The following is a 25,190-nucleotide window of genomic DNA, read 5'->3' on the forward strand; positions in this document are numbered from 1 at the left end:
TAGTCATTCTATCGAAATGGGGATCAAAAGCAGTTCGGGAAAATTAAACATTATTTAAGTAGCAAGTTATCCTACGTTTCAAGTAGCGTTTAAGCGCTGTAAACCTTTGCTTCAGCCAAGATAGTGATATTTACCTGAGCGCATTTACTGACGATAACCATTTCTAAGATTGTCTAAGTTCAGAAATTGTTCCTATCTAGATGGCAAGTAGCTGCATAGATGATTTGAAATTACTTATGTTTATACTTACAGTAATTTGCTAGAGAAGATATTAGCTCGGCTGTATTTTCATCAAGGATTTACAATTTGGGGTAGGCGTAGCCCGTCGTAGACATCGCTCTTGGTTGCTACCATCATTGATTTTGGCTAGTTCTGGCAAAATGTAATCTAAGCTCTGGTTGATTTTTTACTATAAAAACTCTAAAAATGCAAGATTAAAGTTTAGCAAACACAGGTATTTGATTGGGAGAATCTTTTGGCGTTAGCGATCGCCTAAATTTCTAGATGAGGTGAAAAGTCGAGCGATAGCGAGTCAAAGAAGAGGAAAGAAGGAGAAGGAGAACCCGATAAATAAATTTATTAGCTCTGAAACTCTATTGCATTGGGCACTTATAGTGAGCGAATCATGCCGAGCAAAGCCGAGGTAAGTCGTTGGCGCAGCCTCTCCAAGAGTTCTATTAGGCATTGGGTAAAGAGGAGGCAGAAATTCTTTAATTTTGAATTTTCTTAGCGCAGCGTCTCGTAGAGAGCGTCATTTTGAATTTTAAACTGATTTCTCCCCCCGCTCCTCTGCCTCTCTGATCGCTAACCCTTGGAAAGAGCATCAAAATCTGAGTGAGGCAAGTATATCCTTGTTTGGTCAGGCAAAAAACCGCGTTAAATTAATAGCACAAGCAGTAGCAATATGCTGTAAATGTGTTTTTGCTAGTCCCAAATATCGCCTTTGTAATCAGCCAAACCTACATACACCTTGAAAAATAGTACCTTCAACATTGGCTTGACGTGCGTAGTTTTGCTCAAACTCTGGAGTTTGTTGTTGGTGAGGACGTTCAACAAGTGCCGTATATTCGTCATGAAGTCGCAACTTGATCTTTCGAGGAGCAGTTTTAGCAGAAGTACAATTAATTCTTACTGCTTTAGCCGCACAATAACCGCACAATTATAGGTTGTCTTTTTATGCAATTAGAAACACAAAAATTATATTACACACCTGAAGAGTATTTAGAAATTGAAGAAAAAGCAGAATATAAAAGCGAATACCGTGATGGAGAAATTGTACCGATGACAGGTGGCACTACAAATCATAATAAAATTGCAGGCAACTTTTATGCTTATTTGAAGTTTGGTTTGAGAGGCAAAAACTATGATGTTTATATTGGTGATGTGCGTTTATGGATACCCCGTTATCGGCAGCATACCTATCCCGATGTGATGGTGATTGAGGGACAACCTATTTATACAGGAACCAGCACAACAACGGTTATGAACCCGATGTTAATTGCTGAAGTTTTATCTAAATCTACTAAAAATTATGACCAAGGCGATAAGTTTCTTTATTATCGCTCTATTCCAGAATTCAAGGAATATATTTTAATTGACCAATATCAGTATCATGTAATGCAGTATGTAAAAACTGCGGAAAGTCAATGGTCCTTTACTGAACTTGAGAATGAATCTGCAATTTTATCACTGCAAACAGTTGATTTTCAAATTGAATTGCACGACCTTTATGAGCAAGTCAATTTTGCAGAAAATAACGAGGATTAAGAAATAAACCTCCGATTCACTCCAGATGCTGGTTCATCCAATAAAATTAACTTAAAATTGTTTAGCGATTAGCTACCAAAGTTCTTCACAAAATTTGTGTTTCTTCCTCGGTAAAGATAGGAGGCCACAATTCAGTAATGGGCAATTCCCAACCGGGAAAAAGCTCTGGTATGGTTAAAGTATCGCCATTTTCTAAAACTGTCGGTTCGCCTGTAGAGCGATAAATTGTAACTGTCTCTTCATCAGGATCAATCACAATTCCGACAACCGCTCCTAGTTCTATAAATTTCAAAATTTTGGCTACTATAAGTTTAATTTTATCGCTCTGAGATTTAATTTCTACCACCAAGTCAGGGACAAGTTCTCCAAAGTCCTCGTTACTTTGGAGAAGTCGGGAAGCGCGAACAAAGGAAACATCGGGTGCTTTAAGGTTTGTATCTGGCAGCAAATCAAAGCAAGAATAAAAGCCTTTCTCCCTGTGTGGGAGAGCTTTGGAACATAAAGCCAATCGCACCCTATTTTCCTAAATAAGCTTCTAGAACTTTGGGATTAGTTTGAATTTCTGCGGGTGTACCATCAGCCAAATTCTGTCCTTCGGCAAGTACCCAAACACGATCGCACAAGGACATAATTACATCCATATTGTGTTCAATAATCAAGAAAGTCATTCCATCTTGGCGGTTCCAAGTGATAATGCGATCGCAAATATCATCAATCAACCTCGGATTCACACCAGCAGCAGGTTCATCCAACAAAATTAACTTGGGGTTCGTCATCAGCGCCCGTCCCATTTCCAATAGCTTGCGTTGTCCACCAGACAAGCCACCAGCATAATCGTGTGCTTTTTTTGCCAAACCCACCGATTCTAACAGGAACATTGCCCGCTCTTGTAGTTCCTTTTCTTCCTTAGCTACAACGTGCGGTTGTAACTGCACCTGCCAAAAATTTTCACCAGTTTGTTTTTGCGCCGCCAGCAGCATATTTTCTAACACCGACAACCGCGAGAGAGTCCGTGCAACCTGAAAAGTGCGGATTACTCCTTGTTGGGCGATTTGATATGGTTGCAAGTTGTGAATCGGTTCGCCGTCAAAAATCACTCGTCCCTTATCTGGGCGAATGAAGTTTGAGAGTAAGTTAAATAAAGTTGTTTTACCAGCACCGTTGGGGCCAATCAAGCCCGTAATGCTACCTTTAGCAACTTCGATTTTCGCCTCATTAACTGCTTTGATACCACCAAAGCTTTTAGAAAGTCCAGTAGCTACCAAAAGGGGAAGTGGCGATGACTGGTTATTTACCAAGAGTAAGTTCCTCCTTTTTGCCTAGAATACCTTGAGGTCGCCAAATCATCAGTATCATCAAAATTAGTCCAATTATCATGATCCGAAATGCACCCAAACGGGCTTCATCAAGGGGGACGATTCTGGGTAAGACTTCTCGCGTCAGTGCATCGTAAGCAAAGAAAATTACCGCACCTAAGATTGTGCCAACATTATTCCCAGAACCACCTAAAATCACCATAATCCAAGTGTCAAAGGTGATCTGCGGTTGGAAATTATCAGGGTAAATGGCGCTAAGTTGCCAAGCGAAGAAAGCACCAGCGATACCTGCGATCGCACCCCCTAACATGAGAGATTGTAATTTATACCAAAAAACATTTTTTCCCAACGCTTTGGGAATTTCTTCATCTTCTCGGATGGCTTTGAGAATTCTACCCCAAGGCGATCGCACCAAAATTTCTAAGCGCCAGTATACAAACGCTAAAACCAACAGCAACACCAGCATTAAACCTGCTTTGGGGTTGTAATTATACAATCCAATCGCCCCAGAAATATAAATCGCTGCGGCCAAAACTGCTAAAACAATTCCCACACCCAAACGTGATACAAATTCTTGTTTGCTAGTTGTCCTTTTGCCTAAATCAGTAGTCCGAGATATTTGGGTGGTGCGAATCCATCGCCACAAAGTAAAGAAAGTTATAGCAGCCAGCAGTGTCAAAAGCCCAATCATCACTAATCTGACAAACAAATTCGGCTCTGTGGATAGGGGTATAGGATAACTTTGCACACCAAACGCCCCAGAAGTCCAGGTGTCACCCACAGGTAATTCCTGGTTATTTACCACCAAACGAATTAATTCGCCCGTACCAATAGTGACAATTCCTAGATAATCTTCCCGTAAGCGTAGAGTTACAAAACCAATTATCAAACCCAACAAGGCAGCGACAATTGCCCCAGCTAGTGCCGAGATTGGTAGGGGTAAGCCCTTTAAACTTAACAATACAGTTGTATATGCTCCAAGGGTCATAAAAGCAATATGACCAAAGTTAATTAACCCCGTAAAGCCCCACTGTAAATTAAGCCCTAGTGCGAATAAAGCAAAAAGTGCTGTAGAAATTGCTAAGAAAATGAGATAGTCAACCATGTTTTGCAATGGGGAGTGGGGAATGGAGAATGGGGAATGGGGGATGGTTGGTTATTTTTGCTTATCCCCCTACTCCCTACTCACTAAGCGAATAAATTTTAGCGTAGCTTGAGCGTAGCTAATTTTATGGGAATACTATTTATTGTTGGTGTTTGGCGATAGGGAGTAGTGACGTATGAATTTGCTGCGACTGAGAATGCATCACTTAATCGAGCAGTTAGCCGATGAGGATTTGCAAAACATTTGGGACGTTCTCGAAGCTTTACATTGTGACTTTTATATGCTTAAAGCAATACAACAAGTCAAGCGATCGCAGCAACCGTGGGATATCTTAACCCATGAAGAAGCGGTAAGACTGTTGATGTTTTTCTGATTCAGCAGCGCTTTCAACTCAGCACTCCTTTGGTGGCCCCCTCAAGTTTTGGTTAAGGTAACGCCTAGTGACTCTGGAAATGCGCTATGCAAGGTCTTTTTTGCTAGACCTGAAGAATTTAGAACCTGCCGCCTACGAGCGGGTGTATGATTTTGTTTTTATTGAGTTAGCCCAAAAGTGGCAGTTGAGCGATTTAACAGAACTGCGACAGCTTGATGGTGAAGGCATTTTTCACCGCTTCACCCTAGACAATTATCTTATTGGGATAGAAATCAGGGGTGAAATTGTGAAATTTTTGCGTGTCATCCCTATGCCAGATGTTTAAAGTGAAGATTCAAGAGAACACTTAAAACTGTAAACTGTATAAGGCTAGGCAGGGATCGCTATAACCTTACATTAAACTGGTTTTGAAAAACACTTTATTTGAGATTTCCCTATGGATGCTAGGGCACTTTGGCAACGATACCAAAACTGGTTATATTTCCACGAGGGATTGGGACTGTACTTAGATGTGAGTCGAATCCGGTTCGATGATGCCTTCGTGGATTCGTTGCAGCCGAAGTTTGACAAGGCGTTTGCGGATATGGCTCAACTGGAGAAGGGTGCGATCGCAAATCCTGACGAGAATCGCATGGTTGGACACTACTGGCTGCGAAATCCTGATTTAGCGCCAACTCCAGAACTTACACAAGAAATTGTCCAAACCCTAGAACAAATCGAAGCCTTTGCGGAAAAAGTCCAAACAGGTGCTATTCATCCTCCCAGAGCAAGCCGCTTCACGGATATTATCTCCATTGGCATTGGAGGTTCCGCCCTCGGCCCCCAATTCGTCGCGGAAGCCCTTGCTCCTGATTTCCCGCCCCTGAAACTTCACTTTATCGATAATAACGATCCAGCAGGTATCGATCGCGTTCTCAATCATCTGCGAAATAGCCTCGCCAGCACTTTGGTATTGGTAATCTCCAAATCTGGGGGAACACCGGAACCCCGCAATGGCATGATTGAAGTTAAAAAAGCCTACGCCGGACACAATTTGGAATTTGCTCAATATGCGGTAGCAATTACTAGCGTTGACAGCAACCTCGATAAACTAGCCAAAGACGAAGGTTGGCTAGCCAGATTTCCTATGTATGACTGGGTAGGAGGACGCACCTCAGAAATGTCTGCTGTGGGGCTAGTACCAGCCGCATTACAGGGCATTGATGTTCACGCCATTCTAGATGGCGCAAAGGAAATGGATGACGCTACCCGCGTCCCAGATGTGAAAAATAACCCAGCAGCCTTGCTTGCTTTGTCTTGGTACTTTGCTGGTAATGGAAAGGGCGAAAAAGATATGGTTGTTCTACCTTACAAGGACAGCTTATTTTTATTCAGTCGTTATTTGCAACAGCTGGTGATGGAATCCTTGGGCAAGGAAAAAGACTTAGACGGTAACGTTGTTCATCAAGGCATCGCCGTTTATGGCAACAAAGGCTCAACAGATCAACATGCTTACGTTCAGCAATTGCGTGAGGGTGTAGCAAATTTCTTTGCTACCTTCATCGAAGTGTTGGAAGATCGTCAGGGGCCATCCACTGAAATAGATCCGGGAGTTACGTCAGGCGATTATCTTTCTGGTTTTCTCCAAGGAACCCGACAAGCGCTTTATGAAAATCACCGCGATTCGATTACAGTCACCATTCCCCAAGTTAACCCCCGAATTGTAGGGGCATTAATTGCTTTGTATGAACGTGCTGTTGGTTTATACGCTAGCTTAGTCAATGTCAACGCCTACCATCAACCAGGGGTAGAAGCTGGCAAAAAAGCAGCCGCCTCCATTCTCGATTTGCAAACACGAGTGTTAGCAGTGCTGCAAAAAGAAAAAGCTCCCATTTCTCTTGATGAACTTGCAAAGAAAGCAGGCGCATCAGAGCAAGTTGAGGCAATTTACAAGATTTTGCGTCATATCCATGCCAATCAGCGAGGTGTGGTTTTGCAAGGTGATCTTCAGAAACCCGGCAGTTTAACCGTTTCTGCTAGCTGATAGCTCTAGTCCAAATATCACATTTTGTTCATTAATTGTTGTATAAGCAACAATTATTTATTGTGAAGCATCCTAGATAGAAGATGTATCTTCAGTCTAGGATGCTTCACTGTATAATTCATAATTCGCAATTGAAGGATAGAGGAACTAATTGCTTGCCCTAACATAAAGTTAAGGCAGCATCAATTAAGTAGGATTAAGACTATGGCTGAATCAACAGCAAAACAACCTGCACGTCGGGGTAGAATTTTTCCAGAACGCACTTTATCCTCAGAAGAACTTGCTAGACGCAAAGCTGAAGATGAATTATTTTATCAGCGTTGTCGGGCAGTTTTTGAGCGTGTGCGTCCCGATTTGATTAAGGAACACTATGGCTGGTATATTGCAGTGGAGCCAGATAGTGGTGATTACTTAATTGATGCGGATAAAATGCAAGCTCATAAAAAATCCCTTGAAAAATACCCAAATAGTAGACATTGTGTATTCTGTCTAAATGAAACGGGAACAACTGGCGCAATATGATTCAGGGGAACTTTGGAGATAATGGGCAACTATTTTTTGAAATTGGTTTGATTACATCTGATGGATTAGATTTGCCTGTGGATGCTATGTTGGATACTGGTTTTACAGGCTTTCTGGCTATTAACAAACAAGATTTGGAGGGTCTAGATTGGTTTTATATCGGTGAGGAATCTTTACGAACTGCTAAGGGGGAATCAAGATTTGATATTTATTTAGGCAAGGTGATATTAAACGAACAAGAGTATGAAATTAATGTTTATGTGGGCAATGAAATTATGGAAGTATTGTTAGGTTCAGAGTGGCTAAAAATTCTGCCGTTGGTGGCAAATTATCAGGTTGGTATATTAACTTTAGGATAACTGCGATCGCACTTCAGTTATTTTTAAACGAACCGCAAAGGACGCAAAGAGCGCGAAGGTAAGAAAATAGATATATTATATGATTTTTAGTTAATAGGTAAATCGCGGAGAAAGTAAAAGCGATCGCTATTCCAATCACTACCTTTAATTCGCCCCAAGTAGCCTGTTAAGGGTGAAGAAAGTTCTATCAGAATTTCGTGCATTTCTGCTGTTTTTATTGGCTGTGGTGGATGTGAGCCGAAATAAGCACCATGTAGAGCATCAACGCCAGCAGATTCTGCGCCTGAGTTTTGTAGATAATTTTTGACAAGCTGGATAATGTGCGATCGCAATCTTATAGATTGTCTCACTTTATCGATATAAGTATTAATTTTATCTTCAGCTAAACCAAAAGGAGCTTGTTGCAAATATTCTTTTAGTTCTAATAAGTTGATATAATTTTTGTAGTGTGCTTGCAGTTCAACGAGTTTTTGTAGTGTTTCAGGGCTAATAACATTCATTTGATTTTCGGTAGCTGTTCTTAATGCGTAAAAATTTAGTTCTCCGGCGGCTACAATTAACTTAATAGAATTGTCATACTGAAATTTACCAAGATGGTTCATACCTATTTTTAGTAACTGTGCAGGTGTACCATCAGTAACTTTCTCAGTTTTAGTTGCTTTGCACTCTCCTACTATTGGATAAGGTTGTTCAGCGTAAAAATCCATACCTCCTGCGCCACCAGTTGCATCTGGATTCAAGCCTGAACCTGTAAATCCTAATTTTAGTAATCCTCTACGAACTAATTTTTCAAATGTATTTCCGTCACTAGAGTTGCCAACTTCAGCAATTTTATGAATCCAAGGTAAGTCTGAATCTAATAGATTTGTTAGTTTATCGCTACTCCAACCCAAAAATACTTTGATATCGTCGTCTAATTGTTTAGCTGCTGCTTGACTAATGGTTAGGTATGCGATCGCACTCTGCAATTCTTCCAATTCAGGATGCAACGGGGGTTCTAGCTTTTCTAATTGGCGTTTGCGTTGGGCGAAGGTGCGATCGTTTAATACTGGGTTGACTTCAGAAAGATTCACAGGTTGCGGTAATGCAACAAACTGGCTATTTGATTTTATCGGGACTTCAATTGATTTAGGCAACTGATATACTCGCAAATATGCCAAAAAAATATTTTGCTTTTGCCTTAGTATTTCCTTTAAAGCTTCTGTTGTCCAAATAGTTAGCTGTGATAAAGCAGCCAAAGATCCAGCATTGTTTATAATTTGGCACAGTTCACACTTAGCCCAAGCTTTAAGTAAGACTGTTTCATACGCTAAAAGGGGTAGTTTTAACTGTTCCTCATCTGGAAGTAAACTCATTTGCTGAGGTTGTATTAAAACGCCCTGACTATTGAGTTGTGCAAATGTACTTTGGGCAATAGGTAAAAAACTTGAGCAATAATACTGCTCAACGGGTAGTAAATTAATTGACGTATCTGCTGGACAAAGGGCAAATTCTCGCCCCGGAGTAATAAATTTATTAGGCATTACTGCGATTATTCTCCCTTGCAACAATGCCTCAATTTCTGGTGCTGGTAAACGTAATGCTGTATTCATCATTATTCCTGGAATAAATCATCTGAACCAACACTTACTACATCTTTAACCTCTATTAAGGTGATAATACTACTCTCTTTGTCTTCATCAATTGCATCTTTAGGAACTTACCCTGATGGATCGCTGATAATTTCACGGATAAGATAATTATCAATTGCTATCCGTTTTGTGTGAATAAAATCTATGATTTGATCTTCTGTTAACTCATCATCTTCACGACCCTTCATCACAAAATGCAATGCTAAAAGTGGTTTGATGTCTTCAGATTTTAATAATACCCATTCACCACCTAATTCCTTTGATAAAAGCGTCTTTAAACAATCTTGTGCTTTAGTAGCACCTTTATTAATTTGTTTAGAGCGAACTAAGCAACCACGAGTTACATCAAAGTCTTTGTAGCGAATTAACCGTTTCAATGTAGCTTGGACAAATAAGCCCCCAGACTCTTGCAGAACAGCCACGGCAATTTTGACATCTTTACCGTTTTCTGTGCCAACAATTTTAAAATCAAGATAGCCTCTATCAACAGCTTTTACTTGAATATCGACAACTTTTTCAATTTGTACATTCTCTATAGTTTCACCAATGACTGCACTAAATCCTAATCGGAGTGCTTGAGCAAGAGTTGCTTTATCCTCCATGTAATTTTCTATGGTAGTTTCTAAAGCAGATATTTGTTGATTATAAGCAGGTTCTACAGGATGTATATCTACGGCTGTTCCAGGAAACTTAAAATTGTCTGCACACCATTTCAAAACTTTTCTAACTATTGGTCTTTCTTTACCTAATGCTCTTAGCTTCTGTTCATCAAATGGGTAAAGTACATGAGGAGGTGTTAAACCATTTTCTTGATAAAACTCTTCAAGCCATCGAGAAACTAAATTAATAACATCATCAGAATTGAGATACTTTAGTTCAATAACTTGCTCTCCAATTCTATCTACAACTGAATCAGCATTTCCTAATCTTTTAACTTCATTAATCCAGTGATCGGGAAAGATAGAAGTTAGTAAAACGCCACGTTTAATTTTGTCGCATAAGTCTTTAGCAAAAATGGCAGTTACTTGTCGTCCAGTATATCCTATTTCATTACAGTGGTCAGTTTCCATTTCATCAAAACAAACTACTATTGGTTTGTAATCACCAATTAAGTTGAGGATTTGCCGTGCCGTACTGAAGGATTCAGCCTCTTTATCATCTGCATTAACATTAGCTAAACCCATTGCATCAGCCTTGGTCTGTGGTAGGCTGTTACCAGCAAGCCATCTAATAGCAAAAATTTCATAAGCTGGATCAGGAGATAGTGTCCATAAAATCGCTGTGATAATATCAGGATTTTCTAGATCAGGCTTGATACTAAGCACCTTATCTCGTAAAACTTCAACTACCTTGGGATTTTTGACTAATGCCCCAGGAAATTGATTTATTAGCTGTTGGGCCGTATAGTTTTTGTTGAAAGCTTCATTAATTAAAACTGTTGCTAAGTACTGCCATTGACTAACACCTTGACTACCTATTTGTTTAAGGCTAGTGGCTAGAGTAGTTAAGAACTCTGCTTTAATACGGTTTAGGTTATTGCACTGACTCATGTAAACAAATAAAGCGCTACCATCAACTTGTAAGCGATGACGAATTCGGCTGATAATATGGCTTTTCCCTAAACCTCTTTCTGCTGTAATTGTAATACCAACTACTTTTCTTTGTCCGCTACGAACTTTCTCAATTGCGTCATAAACAGCATTAGAAGCATGAGAATTTAAAGAGGATACATCAGGAAAACCTTGTCCCCAAACATTCTGATCTCTAACTACTAAGCGTCCCTGAAATGGGTTGTTTTTGCTGATAGCATTAATTAAATCATTAGACATAAATTTGAAGTCGTTGTGTATGAGGGCTAGCAGAGAATTAGCAAAAATTACAAAAATTGGTGGATTAGTTTAAAAGTTTGGCATAGCAACGGAGTCCGCTGACTTCTGTAGTTACTGAGTCTTCAAGTTTGGCTGGGTCGTTATCTGGTAAACTTCCACCTTGAAGTTGTAAAATATCTTTCTCCTGCATTTCCAACAACCACTCACTGAACTCTCTACGACTAACCCGATCGCCTATTTCTCTCCTAATCCGATAAATTGGCACGAGATCATCTAAGTTGTAGTTTTGGTTCAACTTGTCGTAGACTTCCAACGCCACTGACTTAAACTCGTCGTAAGATGCGATTCCTTTGGAAAGCTCCGCTAACGCACTCTTCCCATTAACTGGTACATCTGCACCAGTTACCGCAACATCAATCTGACTAATCCACTTCACCAACGCATTCGCCGCCCAAGTACCGACAATCGTTCCTTCAAACTTAAAATCGCCACTTCTCAAACCCTCACCCAATACCTCTAAACCCTTGCCAGATGTCAGAGAATATCCCTTTGTGGAAATTGCGATCGCACCCTGATTCTGTAATTCTTCCAATGAACCCTGATAATCTGCTACCTTCTGGCTTTTGGATACAATCCGCTTAGTGAGTTGACCCTTCTTAACTTCCTGCTGCGTTCCTCCCAAATCCCACAAAGCCAAAAGGAGACGAGTTCTAGTTTGGGCTATATTTTGTGATGTTATATTGAGTGTACTTTTTGGCAAAGATCATCATAGTAACTGTATCTTTTTAAATTATTTATCCCGAAAAGATAACCGAGAAATTGCTGAATATTTCCGCGTTTTGGCTAAATTGATTAATAAAAAATCAACAATATATTTCCTTCGGATGAATGCAGTTTCTCTCGAAGGCAGGATGGAATACTTGAGAAAATCGATCATCATAACAGTGAAACGCTGTAGCTGTGCAGTTGTAAATTGAGTGGTATATGTTTTTTCAATCCCGCGCGAAATAACAGGAATTCCAACTTTGTTTTTGCAACAGCAAAGCTTTTAGCAAATACAGGTGATGATGAAATCCGATGAACACAATATTAAAAGAACGTAAAATAGTTTCGCGTCTATTTGCAGTGCTGCTTTCCGCATTGCTAACTGTACCCTTGCTGAGTAGCTGCGGAGGAGGTTCCCGAAACGCTTCTGTGCCACCACCTGTTGATGATACTGCTGGTAGAACAGTGAGCGATCGCAACGCTACAAACCAACCTGAAGCTAAGAAGGGATTGGGTACCGGGCAAAAAGTGGCACTTTTGGCAGGAGCTGCGGGACTTTATTACCTCTACAACCAGCATAAAAATGCTTCACAAGAAGGAGCGCAAGGTAAGTACTATCTTTCCAAGAATGGGCGTGTATACTACCGTGATGCTGAACATCGCGCTCACTGGGTAACGGCACCATCACAAGGAATTCGAGTACCGGAATCTGAGGCACAAAAATATCGCCAATTCCAAGGCTATAACGGGAATACTTCAGGTCGCGATCTCACTGGTATAACTTCAGAGTCAGCCCCAGCACTTTAGATAGCGAAGCGTGTGTAAATAAGAAAGCGGGTTTCCTGGAGGATAACGCCAATCGCGCACGTCGGAAACACAAATAGGACTTACGCATCAGGTACGAAATGTAGGGGCAATATCCTGGGGGAAGCCGATTCAGCGTCTACATGAATTACCCCTACGGTAAATCAAGGCTTTCACTGCCTTTTTGCGTAAGTCCTGACAAACTTAAATCAGGAGACAGATTATGGTAGATGAATTTTTCCGAAAAGCGAAGGATCTCTTGTTGGGAGGTAACGGCGAGCAATCAGAAGATACCGAATTTCGCGATCGCAATGTCCGCCCAGCCAGCGAAGACCCCTACGGCGACCCCGCAGACCCGGCATCTTACGGCAACGTGATTCCAGCTAGTCAAGACCCCTATGGCGACCCCGCAGATATCGCGTCTTACGGTGATGTCCGCCCAGCCAGTGAAGACCCCTACGGCGACCCCGCAGATATCGCATCTTACGGTGATGTCCGCCCAGCCAGTGAAGACCCCTATGGCGACCCCGCAGATGAGGATTCCCGCCGCTAACACGAAACCTAACCTCCCAGCCCCCTTCCCTACTAGGGAAGGGGGAGAATTCAAACTCGCATTTAAAACATTACTTACTTCTCCCTACCCCAAACTAAAGTTCAAGTTTTCCCTCTCCGACTCACAGAGGGACACTTTTAGGTAGTAAAACCAGGGAGAGGTTTCTTCTACGAATTATTAGATTACCCATTGTTACCCAAAATTTACTGCGATCGCTCAATACTTTTAAATGTTTACTGATAACTGATAACTGTTAAAAAGCTTCCGGTTCCCCCCTCTTTTTTAGGGGGGATCTTTATACAACTTGATACTTTACAAATATCCTCTAAGCAAAAATTTTAGTCCACTTTAAGTAGACTGAATCTTTGAATTGCCATACTTCAGCACAGGACGGGATATGGCTAACTGTAAGGACTTCAGTCTCAAGGCGTTTAATTATTTAAACTCTTCAAGCTGATCCACACGTAACCAAACATTTGGCGTTGGCACTTTCCCGAACTTAACAAGGGCGTAATCACCTTTGATATCTACAATTTCGCCCTTGCTGTCAAACAAATAGGGAGGAAAGCGAGTATCACTAGCTTTTGCTTCCAGACTGTTTTCTAGTTTCTCGCGGATAGCGCGAACCATATCTCCTTTTTTGACTGCCATGAATTCCCCTCTCAAATTTCTAGATTAGACTTATCCGCATTTTAAAAGACTTCTGAGCTAAAAACTCCTAACTCTTGTACAGACGCGATTAATCGCGTCTCTCCTAACTCCTAATTCCCCGTAGCGTTTGACACTGGGGGCAAAAGTGACTAGATCGCCCAGCTAACCTAATTCGCATAATTGGAGTGTCACAAACTCGACAGGGTTCTCCAGCGCGGTTATAAACCCAGGCAACACCACCATAATTGCCGTTGACACCCTTAACACTTAAGAAATTACTAAAAGTCGTACCGCCAGCCTCAATGCTGGTTTCTAACACTTGAATTATTCCTGTTCGCAAACGCTCAATTTGCTTTAGCTGCAAATCTAGACACAAGGTTTCAGGTAAAATTCCACTCTTAAACAGGGCTTCATCGGCATAAATGTTACCTAATCCCGCCACTACCGATTGATCGAGTAGTGCAGTCTTAATTGGACGACGGCGGTTTTGGAGTTTGCTTGCTAAATACTCGACAGTGAATTCGGGTGAAAATGGATCTGCTGCCAGTGTTGCCAAACCAGTCATAATACTTTCTACAGCAACACCAGGCGGAACCCACCACATTTTCCCAAAAGTACGCTGATCGACAAAGCGTAATTCTTGCTCTTCCCCAAAGAATAATCTAACCCGCGTGTGCTTATGTAATGGTTCATCTCGGTGCAGCCATAGTAGTTGACCGGTCATTCGCAGATGAACCCCTAGCCAACCTGTGGAAGAGAGTTCGGCAAGGAGATATTTACCGCGACGATGCCAAGTAGCGATGGCTGCGCCAACCCCTCCGGGGTACGCATTCTTTTTAATTCCATCAACAAACTCACTAACAGAAAACGGGTAGGCGATGGTGCGATCGAGCAACACATCTCCACCCGTAATTTCTTGGTTAAGGGTCAATTGATTTAGGCCCCTTCGGACTGTTTCAACTTCAGGCAGTTCAGGCATTCAAACTGATTAAGCAGGCAATTTTGATGTACTTGGGCATTGAATAAAGAAGAGATGGAGTAGTAACTTACACAGCCGTAAGTGGCTTCTATTACTACCCAAGAGAAACCGTAAATACCCTCAGGGCAGCTTCTCATAGATTAGGGTAGGCTTGGGTGAAAGATGAATGAACTGAAATTTTCAGACTTCATACTTCAGACTTAAGACTACCCTTCATCATCGCATCAAACAACCCCTTGTAGCTTTGCTGCTTATTTTTTAGGTGGTTTAGCCTTTGGTGCTTCAACCTCTACTAATTCATCTTGGGCAAAGTTGTTGGTATTGATACCAGAGTAATTGACCTTTTCAAAGCGGACAATTACAGGGTATTTGATGCCGCTTTGGTCAATGGAAGCCACAGTTCCTAAATCCTGAAACCAGTAGGATTCAGGGCGGAGAATACGTACTTTAGAACCACGTTGAACCATGATTATTTTCCCTTTTAGTTATCAATCGCCAATCTAGAGGGCTAATTGATTTCACTCTACTACCTGAAGGTAGCAGCAAGAGTCTTTGTTAAGTTATTTGTCTGAATTGGGAGTGGGGAGTAGGGAGTGGGAATTGGGAATTGAATATTAATTATTCTTTCTCCCTCATCTCCCTCATCTTTGCCCATTCCCTACTCCCTAACCAAAATTGAAAATGGTATTAGAACATACTTGACAAGGCACACGTTATAGCGTACCTTCGTTCGCAAGCGTTTATTTTGTAGAAGCTTATGTTTTAGTTAAGACAAACACACTTCCCTCGTTACCTCTGCCGATCCGCAGATCGTTATCTATATAGGTGATATCTAACCAGCCTTGCTGTTTATCACTCTTGATTGCAAAATCAATTGCGGGAAATTTTCTACCTGCTTCAATTTGTTCGATAAAAGTTACCGGAGAATTGTATTCTATTAAACGTTGTAAGCCGATAATAGACCGCTCAAATTTCACTTGGACACGCCGACCTGAAACTGGCTCAAATTTAGCAGCAACGCTAACTAATCCTTCCAAATAAGGTAAGCCATAAATCTCAGCTATGTTGTAAACACTGGCAGTATCAACCCGGATACACTGATAGATTTGACCCAGTTTGCACAAAGGTAAACCATCTAAGTTTAAAAGAGCCTTGCTGGTGGTGTATAGTAATCGCCAATCGCCATTAAGCAAATTGTTAGCCTCTACCGGACGGGGTGTAGGATTAAAATCTTCTAAATTAGCGATCGCTGCTAAGATAGCCTGTTTCTGTAGCTCAGTCGCCAGTAGACCGCGATTTGTCCCAGCGATCGCATCCATTAGAGCCGCTTTTTTGCTCATCGCCTGTCACCTCAAAAATCAGTCCTTACCATCAGCATAAACAACATATTCATAACCTATGTGTAGAACCATAAAAATTACTAAATAAAGGCTTTGCGTAAGCAATACGCCTATTAAATAAAAAATTTCTATCTGAATGCGGATTTATCAACAAAAGGGTTGAAAAGATAACTAAATTAATCCGTGCCAAGTGATAGACTCTAAATGTCAACTTACGTAAACCTTTTCTTGTCCTCTTTGATATGTTGAACTCTCCATTACGTGAAGTACCCCGTAATCAGCGAACCGATGTTATCTCTTTAAAGCAAGAGTCCTCTTTGTTGGACTGCTTGCAAACCAACGGTCGGATCATCGCGCGTGACGTTCACGAACCGGATTTTCAAGATGACGAAGAAGAAATAGACTCCCTAATGGGTGTAGAAGATGGGATTGGCTACGACCTTGATGATGATGACGATATAGGAATCGCCGAGGATTAGCCTTTTCAGGCTAGTACCACAAGGCAAAAGTCAGAAGGAGCCAGTGCGCCCTTGCAGTGGCGACTTGTACCCCTAGCGGGAAATCAAGCTACTCTCTTAAGTTCTCGCAGGGTAGCAACTGGCTCTCAAAATTCACGCATAAAATTGTATTCCAAGTTATTGCACCATTTGAAATGGTATGTTTATTTCCGTTGTGCTGTGTTAGCGATTACTATCGCTAATTGGTGATATTGAATTTTATTAAGTGTGGAGTGAAGGGAAACTTCTGTGGACGCTAAATTATCTCCTGAGCAAGGTTTAAATATTTCTGGAATCGCTCTAGCCTCTTTATTAGCCGTGGGGCTAGCTACAACAGCATTTTTCTTGGATTCGATGGCCAATAGGCTACCTTGGCAAAGTATGTCCTTAACCCTGCCACTACTCTTGTGTGCTATGGGTTCAGGTGTGGTGGGCTATTGGGTAATACCCCTACTTCAAGCGCTCAAAACTGGACAAATAATTCGTGAAGATGGCCCCCAAGCACATCTAAAAAAGGCAGGCACGCCAACAATGGGAGGTATATTTTTTATCCCTGTAGGTGTGATAATTGCCTGTATATTATCTAACTTTGCTAAAGAGGTGCTTGCAGTTTCGGCATTGACAATCAGCTACGGATTGATTGGCTGGCTCGACGATTGGCAAATTCTGCGCCGTAAATCAAATAAAGGTATATCTCCCGGAACGAAACTGGCTTTGCAGGTGGGTTTTGCGACAGTGTTTTGTCTATGGCTGATGTTTAATCAACCTTCTAATATTACAAATATTGCTTTGCCTTGGGTGAGCTTTACACTTCCCTTGGGATTCCTATTTTGGCCTTTAGCAGGTTTTGTGCTAGTTGCAGAAAGTAATGCGACTAATTTAACAGATGGCATTGATGGCTTGGCAGCAGGAACAGTAGCGATCGCACTTTTGGCATTAGGGGCTTTAGTTGCACCTACAGCACCTGGGTTGATGGTTTTCTGTGCTGCTTTAAGTGGTGGGTGCTTAGGTTTCTTAGCCCATAACCGCAACCCAGCCCGCGTTTTCATGGGAGATACGGGTTCTTTAGCACTGGGCGGCGCTTTAGCAGCTGTAGCGCTATTGACAAACACCTTAGTAGCTCTATTTATTCTCAGTGGTATCTTCTTTGTAGAAACTCTTTCGGTGATGGCACAGGTAAGTTATTACAAAGCCACCAAAGGTCCTGATGGCAAAGGCAAGCGCCTCTTTAAAATGGCACCCTTACACCATCATTTAGAACTCACTGGCTGGTCAGAATTGCAAGTGGTTGGAGTATTTTATGTCATCGCTGCTATTTTGGCTGCCATCTGTTTGGCGTAGGCGCAGCCCGCCGCAGGCATCGCTCCATTCTGAATCATGTTTTGAGGAAATAGTCGAATACAAAATAACAACTCCCACATCTCCAGGGAGTTGTTTTTTATACGGTAAATTTATAAGTTTTAGATTTCTATACTGGTAAAGTCTGACGTTTGATGCCAACGAAGAACTTCCTCATTTCATCGCTTGGGGTTTTTAAATTATTAATTATGAATTAGGGACTTCCAAGAAATAAATTATTCCAAGAAACGAACCACAGAGACAAGGCAGCGCGGTCTTGGGGGTTTCCCCCATGAGCGACTGCCGCGCAGAGAACGCAGAGAGAAGAAATAGAGAGAGTTTTTGCCTCAGTTTTGGAACATTTTTTTATTTGGAAGTCCCTTAATTATAGGATAGGTATTTACATACTCCATAACCCGATTCTTGCCTGTTCGTTTGGCCTCAAGCATCGCTTGATTTGCCCGATTCAGAAAATCTTTAACTGTAATCCCTGATTCTGATACAGCTATTCCAAAAGAAGCGGTGATGCCTTCGAGGATTTGATCGCCATCCCTCAATTGCATTTGTTCAACATCTAACCTAAGTTGTTCTACTCGCTTTCTGAGAGTTTCCAGCGTCATATTAGGCATCACAATCACGAATTCTTCACCACCCCATCTGCAAGCAATGTCAAAAGAGCGAATAGATTTTAACAGCAGCTTTGCTAATCCCTGAATAACAATGTTGGCAGGAATAAAGTATATCCGCCATATCTGAGAGATATATAAGTTCCTGTTTTTTTGCCTCTAATTTCAGTGTTTTTTCTTCTAGCTGCCGATTTAGGTCAATGAGCGATCGCTGTGCTTCTATAGATTCTGTAATATCGATACTAATGCCACCGATGCGGCGATCGCCCGTTGCGTAATCGGTAAACGGAAACTTAAACGATAGCCAGTAGCACGCCTGATCGTTACCAGGTATTTTTACCTCTTCAATCACTTTCAAGGTTTGTAAAGTCTTCAAAACGATTTGATCGTTTTCCATTACCCTCTGCGCCTCTTCTGGGTTTGGCAAGAATTCACTATCCGTTTTCCCCAACCATTGTTGTGAATCTACCGAAAATCTAGACTGTATTCCCTGGTTGTAGTAGAGCATTCTAGATTGCTCATCTTTGATATAGGCTAGAAACGGGCCCTGTAGGAATAGGCGTTGCATCTGCTGGCCGCGTTGAAGTTCGCGGGTATCTTCTTGAGATTTGGCGATCGCCTCTAAAATTTGATAAGCGGTTGGCATCAGGTAGAGTAAGGCAAACAAAGAAATAAACGCCATTAGATCAAGTACGCCTAAGTGCAGCAGCGACACTGCCATGTGTGGCTCGAAGATCGCTAGAAAGTGATGAAATCCGCAAAATAGTACGAATGCACCTGATAGTAAAAAGGCTAGCCAAAACTTAGAAGGGATAGTCGCCTTAGTTTTGGCAAAGAAAACCCCTATTAATATGGGGATACTAAAGGATGAAAATGCAGTGATGGCGTGAGCAATTATGCAATTCCAGGAAATAGGTTCCATTACTGACCTGATATGAAGATTTTATCTGTTTCACTATAATTCTTGATACCCTCAAAATGTAAGTATAAAAATATGATTACAGTGCCTTATACCTTAGTTTTACAAAAGTTATTATGGTAACTTTCTCAAAGGCTGCTCATTTTACCAAAGCTCTTGCGCCGTAGAGAGCCAATGGCTTTAGACATGGGAAATAGAAGTCATTAGTTACTAGTAGTTTTTCTAAAAAATAGTGCTTTTTTATACTTATAAATATTAGCTAATGACCAATGGCTAATTACAAATCTGGCTTACTAAGTGAGTGAGTTCGGGTAAAATCAATTTTTCCATCGCCAGTTGCACAGCATTACTGGAACCAGGAAGCGAGAAGATTAATTTATCTTGATAAACACCAGCAACAGCGCGAGAAGCGATCGCCCGCGAACCAATTTCTTGATAACTTAAAAAACGGAATAACTCACCAAATCCCGGTAATGTTTTCTCTAATAACTTTTCAATGGCATCATAAGTGGTGTCTCTTGGTGCAATACCTGTACCACCACTGAAAATTACAGCATTCAAATTTGAGCTTTTACCTAGATTTTCTATCTGCTCTTGAATTTGTGTTGGTTCATCTTTGATAATTGTGTAGGCTCCTACAGCATGGTTAGCATCAAGGAGTAACTGCTGAATTAGCTGGCCACTTTTGTCTGTTTCAAAAGTGCGTGTATCGCTGACAGTAACCACAGCACAAATTACCGTAATTTTAGGCGAGTCTGGGTGGGGTTGTGGCATTATATGTCACTCATGAATTTTGACTAATTGATAATTGGGCATGGTCTATAGCGCATTCATTGAACATGACAATTCTTCATGCCCCATGCCCAATGCCCTATACCCTATGCCTCATTTTTGCTCAGTCCCAGATCGTTTTCTTCAGCATACCGTTCCATGAAGCGCATAAAGCGCTCCCATTCTTGGGCAGATTTCATCACGTAAAGTGCTTCTAATGCTTCCGGTTTCCCGTTGATAAATTTAGCTTTAACTTCACGGGTAATTATCTCTCCTTCTTGGTCAATCAGGTACATACCGGTAATATCTTCGGTGCTACCTTGATCTAAAATCTTTGGATTGGTAAAAATAAACGTTGCTGTGCCGCTGTCACCAGTGCGCGATCGCGTCAAGCGCACCTCTGGAGTTACTTCTTCGTCAAGACCTCTAGAAAACTGGATTTTCGCCATGATGACTGAATTTAAACTTTTGTGATGGTTAATTTAATATTCTCTCATCAATTAGAACACCACAGTCTAAAGGCTCCTGTTATTAATCTTTCTAGTGTATGTACTTAAATTGCTTCTTTTTCAAGTAACAAAGTTACGGGGCCATCATTTTCAATTGTAACTTGCATCATTGCACCAAATTGACCTGTTTCCACCTGCAAACCGCTAGCTTTTAACTTGGTAACAAACCGATTATACAAATCTGCTGCTGATTGGGGAGCGGCTGAACGGTCAAAAGAAGGACGGCGACCTTTGCGACAGTCACCATAAAGGGTAAACTGACTAACTACTAACAAATCGCCGCCAATTTCTTGTATAGATTTTTGCCAACGGTTGTCTCCTTCCTCGTCAGGAAACAGCCGTAATTCCAAGCACTTACATACCATCCAGTCGATTTCAACATCAGTATCGGTATTGGCTATGCCTACGAGTAAATTTAGCCCCCGCCCGATTTTGCCGACAATTTCACCGTTAACTGTAACTTGAGATGATTTGACTCGCTGGATAACAACGCGCATTTTAACTAATTCGTAATTCGTAATTCGTAATGATGCTCCTACGGACGCTCGTTCCTCTCTACGAGACGCTGCGCGAACGCTACCGCTTCGCTAACGTAATTATTGGCGAAACACTCGCGCGTAAATGCAGGGGAATGAGGAAGCTATGTCTACGACGGGCTATTCGGCGTCGCTATTATCTCATTTTCATTGTTCCCAATCGATGGTGGAGCCATTGGGAATACATTCCCAGGTAGAACCTGGGAACGAGTATTAAACTTTTGTACAGACGCGATTAATCGCGTCTCCAACTCCTAACTTTTATTTGCCAAATCCTTTACCGCGAGAGCTTGAAGGTAGACAAATGCAGTTTTCGAGTTGACTAATTAAAGTCTCACGATCCAAATTTTGACCAATTAGCACGATTTGGTTTTTCAGTTGGCCTTTCCATTCATCATCATCCAAGGTAAAGCGTTTACCGCAAAGGTGGAAAATATGACGTTTCGGACTTTCATCAAACCACATAATCCCCTTCGCTCGGAAGATATTTGAGGGTAGCTGGTTATCCAAGAAATACTGAAACTTCCTAATAGAAAAAGGCTTATCACTTTGGAAAGAGATGGAAGTAAAACCATCATTTTCTAAATGGTCAGAATGATGGTGATGATCGTGGTGATCGTGTTCATGCTCGTGATGATCGTGACCGCATGTTGAGTGATCGTGATCATCATGATGATCGTGATGTTCATGATCGTGATGGTCGTGTTCATCCACCACTGTGTCAAAATATTTATCAGACTCAAACAGACCAACACTGAGAATTAAGGGAAGTGGCACTTGCGATCGCGTAGCGCGAATAATTCTTGCTCCTTCCTTAACTTCGTTAATTTTTCTTTCTAACTCGTTTAAAGTGGCTTCATCAACCAAATCAGCTTTATTTAGCACAATTACATCACCATAAGCAATCTGGCTGTATGCTGCCTCCGAGTTAAATAAATCTAGGCTGTAATTGGCCGCATCTACCACAGTAATAATCGAATCTAAGCGAGTTAAATCTCGCAATTCTGTGCCCAGAAATGTTAGAGCTACTGGTAGCGGATCTGCTAATCCAGTTGTCTCCACTACTAGATAATCTAGATTTTCTTGGCGTTCTAAAACTTTGTAAACTGCATCTACCAAATCATTATTAATAGTGCAGCAAATACAACCATTATTTAGCTCCACCATGTTCTCACCAGTGGAAACAATTAGCTCGTTGTCGATGCCAATTTCGCCAAATTCATTCACGAGAACTGCGGTTTTCAAACCCTGCTGGTTGTTGAGGATATGATTGAGTAAAGTCGTTTTGCCACTACCGAGGAAACCCGTAATAATTGTTACTGGCATTCCTTGTTTGGGCGTATCCATTGCGGAAGATTCGGGTGTAACTGCTGATTGCATAGCGCTGTTATCAAATAGTCAAAAAATAGTAATGTAGCGCAGATAGTCCAGAAAACACTAGCATAGGGATGCTGGACTGTCATCCCAGCTGCTTTACCCTATTATTACGTATCTTCTTATTTCAGCATTACTCTGTTATGACCCTAACTCTTTACAATACTCTCACCCGTCGTCAAGAACCGTTTGAAACAGTCGAAGCAGGCAAGGTTAAGATGTATTACTGCGGCGTGACGGTATACGACTACTGCCATTTGGGTCATGCGAGAGCTTGCATTGTTTGGGATGTAGTGCGCCGATACCTCCAGTTTATCGGCTATGAAGTCCGATATATCCAAAATTTTACTGATATTGATGACAAGATTCTGAATCGAGCCTGTGTTGAACATTCATCAATGGAAGCTGTAGCCGATCGCTTTATCAAAGCATATTTTGAGGATATGGCGCGGCTAGGAATCAAAGAAGCTGATGAATATCCCCGCGCTACCCATACGATAAATGGCATTCAACGGTTAATTCATGAGTTGGAAAATAAAGGTTTTGCTTACCCAGCTGAGGGCGATGTGTATTATGCAGTGCGACATTTTGCTGAGTATGGCAAGCTTTCGGGACGCAAGTTAGAAGATATGCAAGCTGGAGCGAGCGATGCCTACGGCGGGCTACGCCTACGCGTCAATGTAGAAGATCCAGAATATCAGAAAAAGAAAGACCCCTTTGATTTTGCTTTGTGGAAGGCAGCAAAACCGGGAGAACCAGCTTGGGAATCACCTTGGGGCGCAGGTCGTCCAGGATGGCACATTGAATGCTCGGCAATGGTGCGCGATCGCTTGGGTGATACCATAGATATTCATGCTGGTGGTGCTGACTTAATTTTTCCCCACCACGAAAACGAAATTGCCCAATCTGAGGCTGTAACAGGAAAACCCTTAGCGCGTTACTGGTTGCATAACGGCATGGTAAAGGTAGATGGTGAAAAAATGTCCAAATCTTTGGGCAACTTTACCACTATCCGAGAATTACTGGATCGAGGAGTTGACCCGATGGCAGTGCGGTTGTTCGTCCTGACTGCTCAATATCGCACACCCATAGATTTTACCGACGAAGCGATCGCCGCAGCAACCAACGGTTGGCACACCCTTAAAGAAGGTTTACTCTTCGGCTATAAGTATGGCAAAGAACTGGGTTGGTCATTGGATGCAGTAAGTAACCCCGTACTTCGTCCCAACGGTCAACTTTTTAAGGGACACGCTGAACAACTTGGTTGGCCATCGGATACGAAAATGAATTCCAATCTCCACACCAGCGCTGAAGGTTTTTGCGAAGCTCTCAACAAAGACTTTAATTTCCCTGGTGGATTAGCATGGCTATTTTTCGTGGCTAAGGATCTAATTGGTGAAGGAAATATCCTGATACATGAAGGGAAAACAAAGCAACCAGCAGATGAATTACTTCAAGAATGGCAAACACTTGTGACATTGGCTGGAGTGTTGGGTTTAGAAGCCAACCCAGAAGTTGAAACGCCTGTAAATGATGGTTTAAGCGATGCCGAAATTGAGGTGCGAATTCAGCAAAGGCAAGAAGCACGTATTGCCAAAAATTTTGCCGAAAGCGATCGCATTCGTGACGAACTCCAAGCAGAAGGTATTACGCTAATTGATAGCCGTGATGGTACACGCTGGCATCGGAATTAAGGAGTAGAGAGTGGGGAGTAGGGGGAAATTCCTCATTCCCCATTCCCCATTCCTCATTCCCCATTCCCCATTCCCCATTCCCCATTCCCTTAAATTATGTGGTCTGAACTTAAGAAAGCGATCGCTAGTTTCAACATTCCTGCTGATTGGATTGGTATTAGAACCGTAAAGGAGACTTCTACAACCCGTTCAGTCCGTGATGGCTTACCCCAACTAAACGGCAAATCCTTTACTGTAGGAGCCATGCTAGAGGTTTTGGTAAATGGCTGTCTGGGTTATGCAGCAACTAACTCTCTGGAGCTGTCTTCTTTACAAGCTGCTGCCGAAACAGCCTATAAACAGGCACTAGCAGCTAGTGAATGGTGGATACATCCCTTCCGTGAAAGTGAGCGCCCTAAAGTCGTTGGTGAATATAAATCTCCATACCTTGAGCCATTGGATGCTCTGAGTCCGGGAGAAATTAACGATTTACTGGTTCGGATTTGCCAAACACTGAAAGTTGACGACAAGATTGTGCAAACCATAGCCAGTGCTAGCACCATTGAGAGAGAGTCTTGGTTTATTAGCAGCAACGGCTCAGAAGTCTATCAAAAAACTCTATCTATAGGCACTCATTATGGAGCCACCGCCCAAGATGGTACGGTTGTACAACAGCGTAGTAACAATGGTTCTTACGCCAACTGTTATCAAGGTGGACTAGAACTTTTAGAGCAAAAAAACTTATGGCATCGGGTGCGGCAAATTGGCGAACAAGCAGTAGAACTCTTGACAGCAGAAGAATGCCCTACCACTCGTACCAATTTAGTTTTAGCCTCAGACCAAATGATGCTGCAAATCCATGAAAGTGTCGGGCATCCCCTAGAAATTGACCGAATTTTGGGAGATGAGCGTAACTATGCTGGGGGCAGC

Annotated in this window: 28 protein-coding genes and 1 pseudogene; 12 read left to right on the forward strand and 17 right to left on the reverse strand. The window is 41.8% G+C overall.

Annotated features, from left to right (window positions below):
* Positions 1-949: 949 nt before the first annotated feature.
* On the reverse strand, positions 950-1,084 hold the full coding sequence (locus tag V7K25_RS07885) for a hypothetical protein (RefSeq protein WP_335156686.1): 135 nt from the start codon (positions 1,082-1,084) through the stop codon (positions 950-952).
* A 92-nt stretch (positions 1,085-1,176) separates the two neighbouring features.
* On the opposite strand from V7K25_RS07885, the gene V7K25_RS07890 reads away from it, so the two are divergent.
* Positions 1,177-1,767 carry a Uma2 family endonuclease gene (locus V7K25_RS07890; protein WP_335156688.1) on the forward strand — a complete coding sequence of 197 codons (591 nt, stop codon included), beginning with the start codon at positions 1,177-1,179 and terminating at the stop codon, positions 1,765-1,767.
* An 85-nt stretch (positions 1,768-1,852) separates the two neighbouring features.
* Here the strand turns inward: V7K25_RS07890 and V7K25_RS07895 are convergent.
* The 3 genes and pseudogenes from V7K25_RS07895 to V7K25_RS07905 all read right to left on the reverse strand — a co-directional run.
* A pseudogene (locus tag V7K25_RS07895) lies at positions 1,853-2,215 on the reverse strand (Uma2 family endonuclease); the annotation flags it as partial.
* A gap of 67 nt (positions 2,216-2,282) precedes the next feature.
* Positions 2,283-3,065: an ABC transporter ATP-binding protein gene (locus V7K25_RS07900; protein WP_335156691.1), complete on the reverse strand. Its 783-nt coding sequence runs from the start codon at positions 3,063-3,065 to the stop codon at positions 2,283-2,285.
* Complete coding sequence (locus V7K25_RS07905) at positions 3,055-4,188, reverse strand: branched-chain amino acid ABC transporter permease (RefSeq protein ID WP_335156692.1); 1,134 nt, start codon at positions 4,186-4,188, stop codon at positions 3,055-3,057. The genes V7K25_RS07900 and V7K25_RS07905 overlap by 11 nt, the downstream gene beginning before the upstream one ends.
* Positions 4,189-4,363: 175 nt before the next feature.
* On the opposite strand from V7K25_RS07905, the gene V7K25_RS07910 reads away from it, so the two are divergent.
* The 5 genes from V7K25_RS07910 (at position 4,364) to V7K25_RS07930 (ending at position 7,465) form a co-directional block, all read left to right on the forward strand.
* On the forward strand, positions 4,364-4,561 hold the full coding sequence (locus V7K25_RS07910; protein WP_109011273.1) for a hypothetical protein: 198 nt from the start codon (positions 4,364-4,366) through the stop codon (positions 4,559-4,561).
* Positions 4,562-4,628: 67 nt separating this feature from the next.
* A complete protein-coding gene (locus V7K25_RS07915) occupies positions 4,629-4,886 on the forward strand; it encodes a cytotoxic translational repressor of toxin-antitoxin stability system (protein ID WP_335156693.1) in 258 nt (85 codons plus the stop codon).
* Positions 4,887-4,997: 111 nt separating this feature from the next.
* Positions 4,998-6,584: a glucose-6-phosphate isomerase gene (locus tag V7K25_RS07920; RefSeq protein WP_335156695.1), complete on the forward strand. Its 1,587-nt coding sequence runs from the start codon at positions 4,998-5,000 to the stop codon at positions 6,582-6,584.
* 204 nt (positions 6,585-6,788) lie between these two features.
* Complete coding sequence (locus V7K25_RS07925) at positions 6,789-7,106, forward strand: hypothetical protein (RefSeq protein WP_335156697.1); 318 nt, start codon at positions 6,789-6,791, stop codon at positions 7,104-7,106.
* Positions 7,103-7,465 (forward strand): aspartyl protease, encoded by a 363-nt coding sequence (locus V7K25_RS07930; RefSeq protein WP_335156699.1) that lies wholly within the window; start codon positions 7,103-7,105, stop codon positions 7,463-7,465. Before V7K25_RS07925 ends, V7K25_RS07930 begins: the two co-directional genes overlap by 4 nt.
* 86 nt (positions 7,466-7,551) lie before the next feature.
* On the opposite strand, the gene V7K25_RS07935 is transcribed toward V7K25_RS07930, so the two are convergent.
* The 3 genes from V7K25_RS07935 to V7K25_RS07945 all read right to left on the reverse strand — a co-directional run bounded on the left by V7K25_RS07935 (position 7,552) and on the right by V7K25_RS07945 (position 11,664).
* On the reverse strand, positions 7,552-9,060 hold the full coding sequence (locus V7K25_RS07935; RefSeq protein WP_335156701.1) for a DUF1802 family protein: 1,509 nt from the start codon (positions 9,058-9,060) through the stop codon (positions 7,552-7,554).
* 104 nt (positions 9,061-9,164) lie between these two features.
* A complete protein-coding gene (locus tag V7K25_RS07940; protein ID WP_335156703.1) occupies positions 9,165-10,925 on the reverse strand; it encodes a P-loop NTPase fold protein in 1,761 nt (586 codons plus the stop codon).
* Positions 10,926-10,989: 64 nt separating this feature from the next.
* Positions 10,990-11,664 (reverse strand): hypothetical protein, encoded by a 675-nt coding sequence (locus V7K25_RS07945; protein ID WP_335156734.1) that lies wholly within the window; start codon positions 11,662-11,664, stop codon positions 10,990-10,992.
* Positions 11,665-12,002: 338 nt separating this feature from the next.
* On the opposite strand from V7K25_RS07945, the gene V7K25_RS07950 reads away from it, so the two are divergent.
* Both V7K25_RS07950 and V7K25_RS07955 read left to right on the forward strand, forming a co-directional pair.
* Entirely contained in the window at positions 12,003-12,497 is a 495-nt protein-coding gene (locus V7K25_RS07950; RefSeq protein WP_335156705.1) for a hypothetical protein, read from the forward strand.
* A 220-nt stretch (positions 12,498-12,717) separates the two neighbouring features.
* Entirely contained in the window at positions 12,718-13,047 is a 330-nt protein-coding gene (locus V7K25_RS07955) for a translation initiation factor (protein ID WP_335156706.1), read from the forward strand.
* Positions 13,048-13,482: 435 nt separating this feature from the next.
* Here V7K25_RS07955 and V7K25_RS07960 read toward each other — a convergent pair whose 3' ends face one another.
* From V7K25_RS07960 to V7K25_RS07975, 4 genes are all read right to left on the reverse strand, one after another.
* Positions 13,483-13,698, reverse strand: a complete 216-nt coding sequence (locus V7K25_RS07960) for an NAD(P)H-quinone oxidoreductase subunit O (protein WP_100899786.1) — start codon at positions 13,696-13,698, stop codon at positions 13,483-13,485.
* A 103-nt stretch (positions 13,699-13,801) separates the two neighbouring features.
* Positions 13,802-14,677 (reverse strand): DNA-formamidopyrimidine glycosylase, encoded by an 876-nt coding sequence (locus V7K25_RS07965; RefSeq protein ID WP_335156709.1) that lies wholly within the window; start codon positions 14,675-14,677, stop codon positions 13,802-13,804.
* A gap of 251 nt (positions 14,678-14,928) precedes the next feature.
* Positions 14,929-15,144, reverse strand: a complete 216-nt coding sequence (locus V7K25_RS07970) for a photosystem I reaction center subunit IV (protein WP_069073932.1) — start codon at positions 15,142-15,144, stop codon at positions 14,929-14,931.
* 288 nt (positions 15,145-15,432) lie between these two features.
* A complete protein-coding gene (locus V7K25_RS07975) occupies positions 15,433-16,017 on the reverse strand; it encodes a PAP/fibrillin family protein (protein ID WP_335156711.1) in 585 nt (194 codons plus the stop codon).
* Positions 16,018-16,259: 242 nt separating this feature from the next.
* Here V7K25_RS07975 and V7K25_RS07980 point away from each other — a divergent pair, with 242 nt between their 5' ends.
* A complete protein-coding gene (locus tag V7K25_RS07980) occupies positions 16,260-16,496 on the forward strand; it encodes a DUF3134 domain-containing protein (RefSeq protein ID WP_335156713.1) in 237 nt (78 codons plus the stop codon).
* 267 nt (positions 16,497-16,763) lie between these two features.
* Positions 16,764-17,855, forward strand: coding sequence for a phospho-N-acetylmuramoyl-pentapeptide-transferase (gene mraY / locus V7K25_RS07985; RefSeq protein WP_335156715.1), 1,092 nt, complete (start codon positions 16,764-16,766; stop codon positions 17,853-17,855).
* Between the two features lie 344 nt (positions 17,856-18,199).
* Here the strand turns inward: mraY and V7K25_RS07990 are convergent, their stop codons facing one another.
* From V7K25_RS07990 to V7K25_RS08015, 6 genes are all read right to left on the reverse strand, one after another.
* Positions 18,200-18,613 (reverse strand): GGDEF domain-containing protein, encoded by a 414-nt coding sequence (locus V7K25_RS07990; protein ID WP_335156736.1) that lies wholly within the window; start codon positions 18,611-18,613, stop codon positions 18,200-18,202.
* Positions 18,522-19,400: a PAS domain-containing protein gene (locus V7K25_RS07995; RefSeq protein WP_335156717.1), complete on the reverse strand. Its 879-nt coding sequence runs from the start codon at positions 19,398-19,400 to the stop codon at positions 18,522-18,524. Before V7K25_RS07995 ends, V7K25_RS07990 begins: the two co-directional genes overlap by 92 nt.
* A gap of 270 nt (positions 19,401-19,670) precedes the next feature.
* Entirely contained in the window at positions 19,671-20,171 is a 501-nt protein-coding gene (locus V7K25_RS08000; RefSeq protein WP_442948073.1) for a MogA/MoaB family molybdenum cofactor biosynthesis protein, read from the reverse strand.
* A 104-nt stretch (positions 20,172-20,275) separates the two neighbouring features.
* Entirely contained in the window at positions 20,276-20,617 is a 342-nt protein-coding gene (gene psb28 / locus V7K25_RS08005) for a photosystem II reaction center protein Psb28 (protein ID WP_190728246.1), read from the reverse strand.
* 104 nt (positions 20,618-20,721) lie between these two features.
* Positions 20,722-21,174: a D-aminoacyl-tRNA deacylase gene (gene dtd, locus V7K25_RS08010; protein WP_335156720.1), complete on the reverse strand. Its 453-nt coding sequence runs from the start codon at positions 21,172-21,174 to the stop codon at positions 20,722-20,724.
* Positions 21,175-21,474: 300 nt separating this feature from the next.
* Entirely contained in the window at positions 21,475-22,593 is a 1,119-nt protein-coding gene (locus tag V7K25_RS08015; RefSeq protein WP_335156722.1) for a CobW family GTP-binding protein, read from the reverse strand.
* A 137-nt stretch (positions 22,594-22,730) separates the two neighbouring features.
* Here V7K25_RS08015 and cysS point away from each other — a divergent pair, with 137 nt between their 5' ends.
* Both cysS and V7K25_RS08025 read left to right on the forward strand, forming a co-directional pair.
* A complete protein-coding gene (gene cysS / locus V7K25_RS08020) occupies positions 22,731-24,281 on the forward strand; it encodes a cysteine--tRNA ligase (RefSeq protein ID WP_335156724.1) in 1,551 nt (516 codons plus the stop codon).
* Between the two features lie 96 nt (positions 24,282-24,377).
* Positions 24,378-25,190: TldD/PmbA family protein (locus V7K25_RS08025; RefSeq protein ID WP_335156726.1), on the forward strand; the 813-nt coding region annotated here is incomplete at its 3' end.

This window comes from Nostoc sp. (assembly GCF_036919495.1).
In the GTDB taxonomy this organism is placed as follows: Bacteria; Cyanobacteriota; Cyanobacteriia; order Cyanobacteriales; family Nostocaceae; genus Nostoc.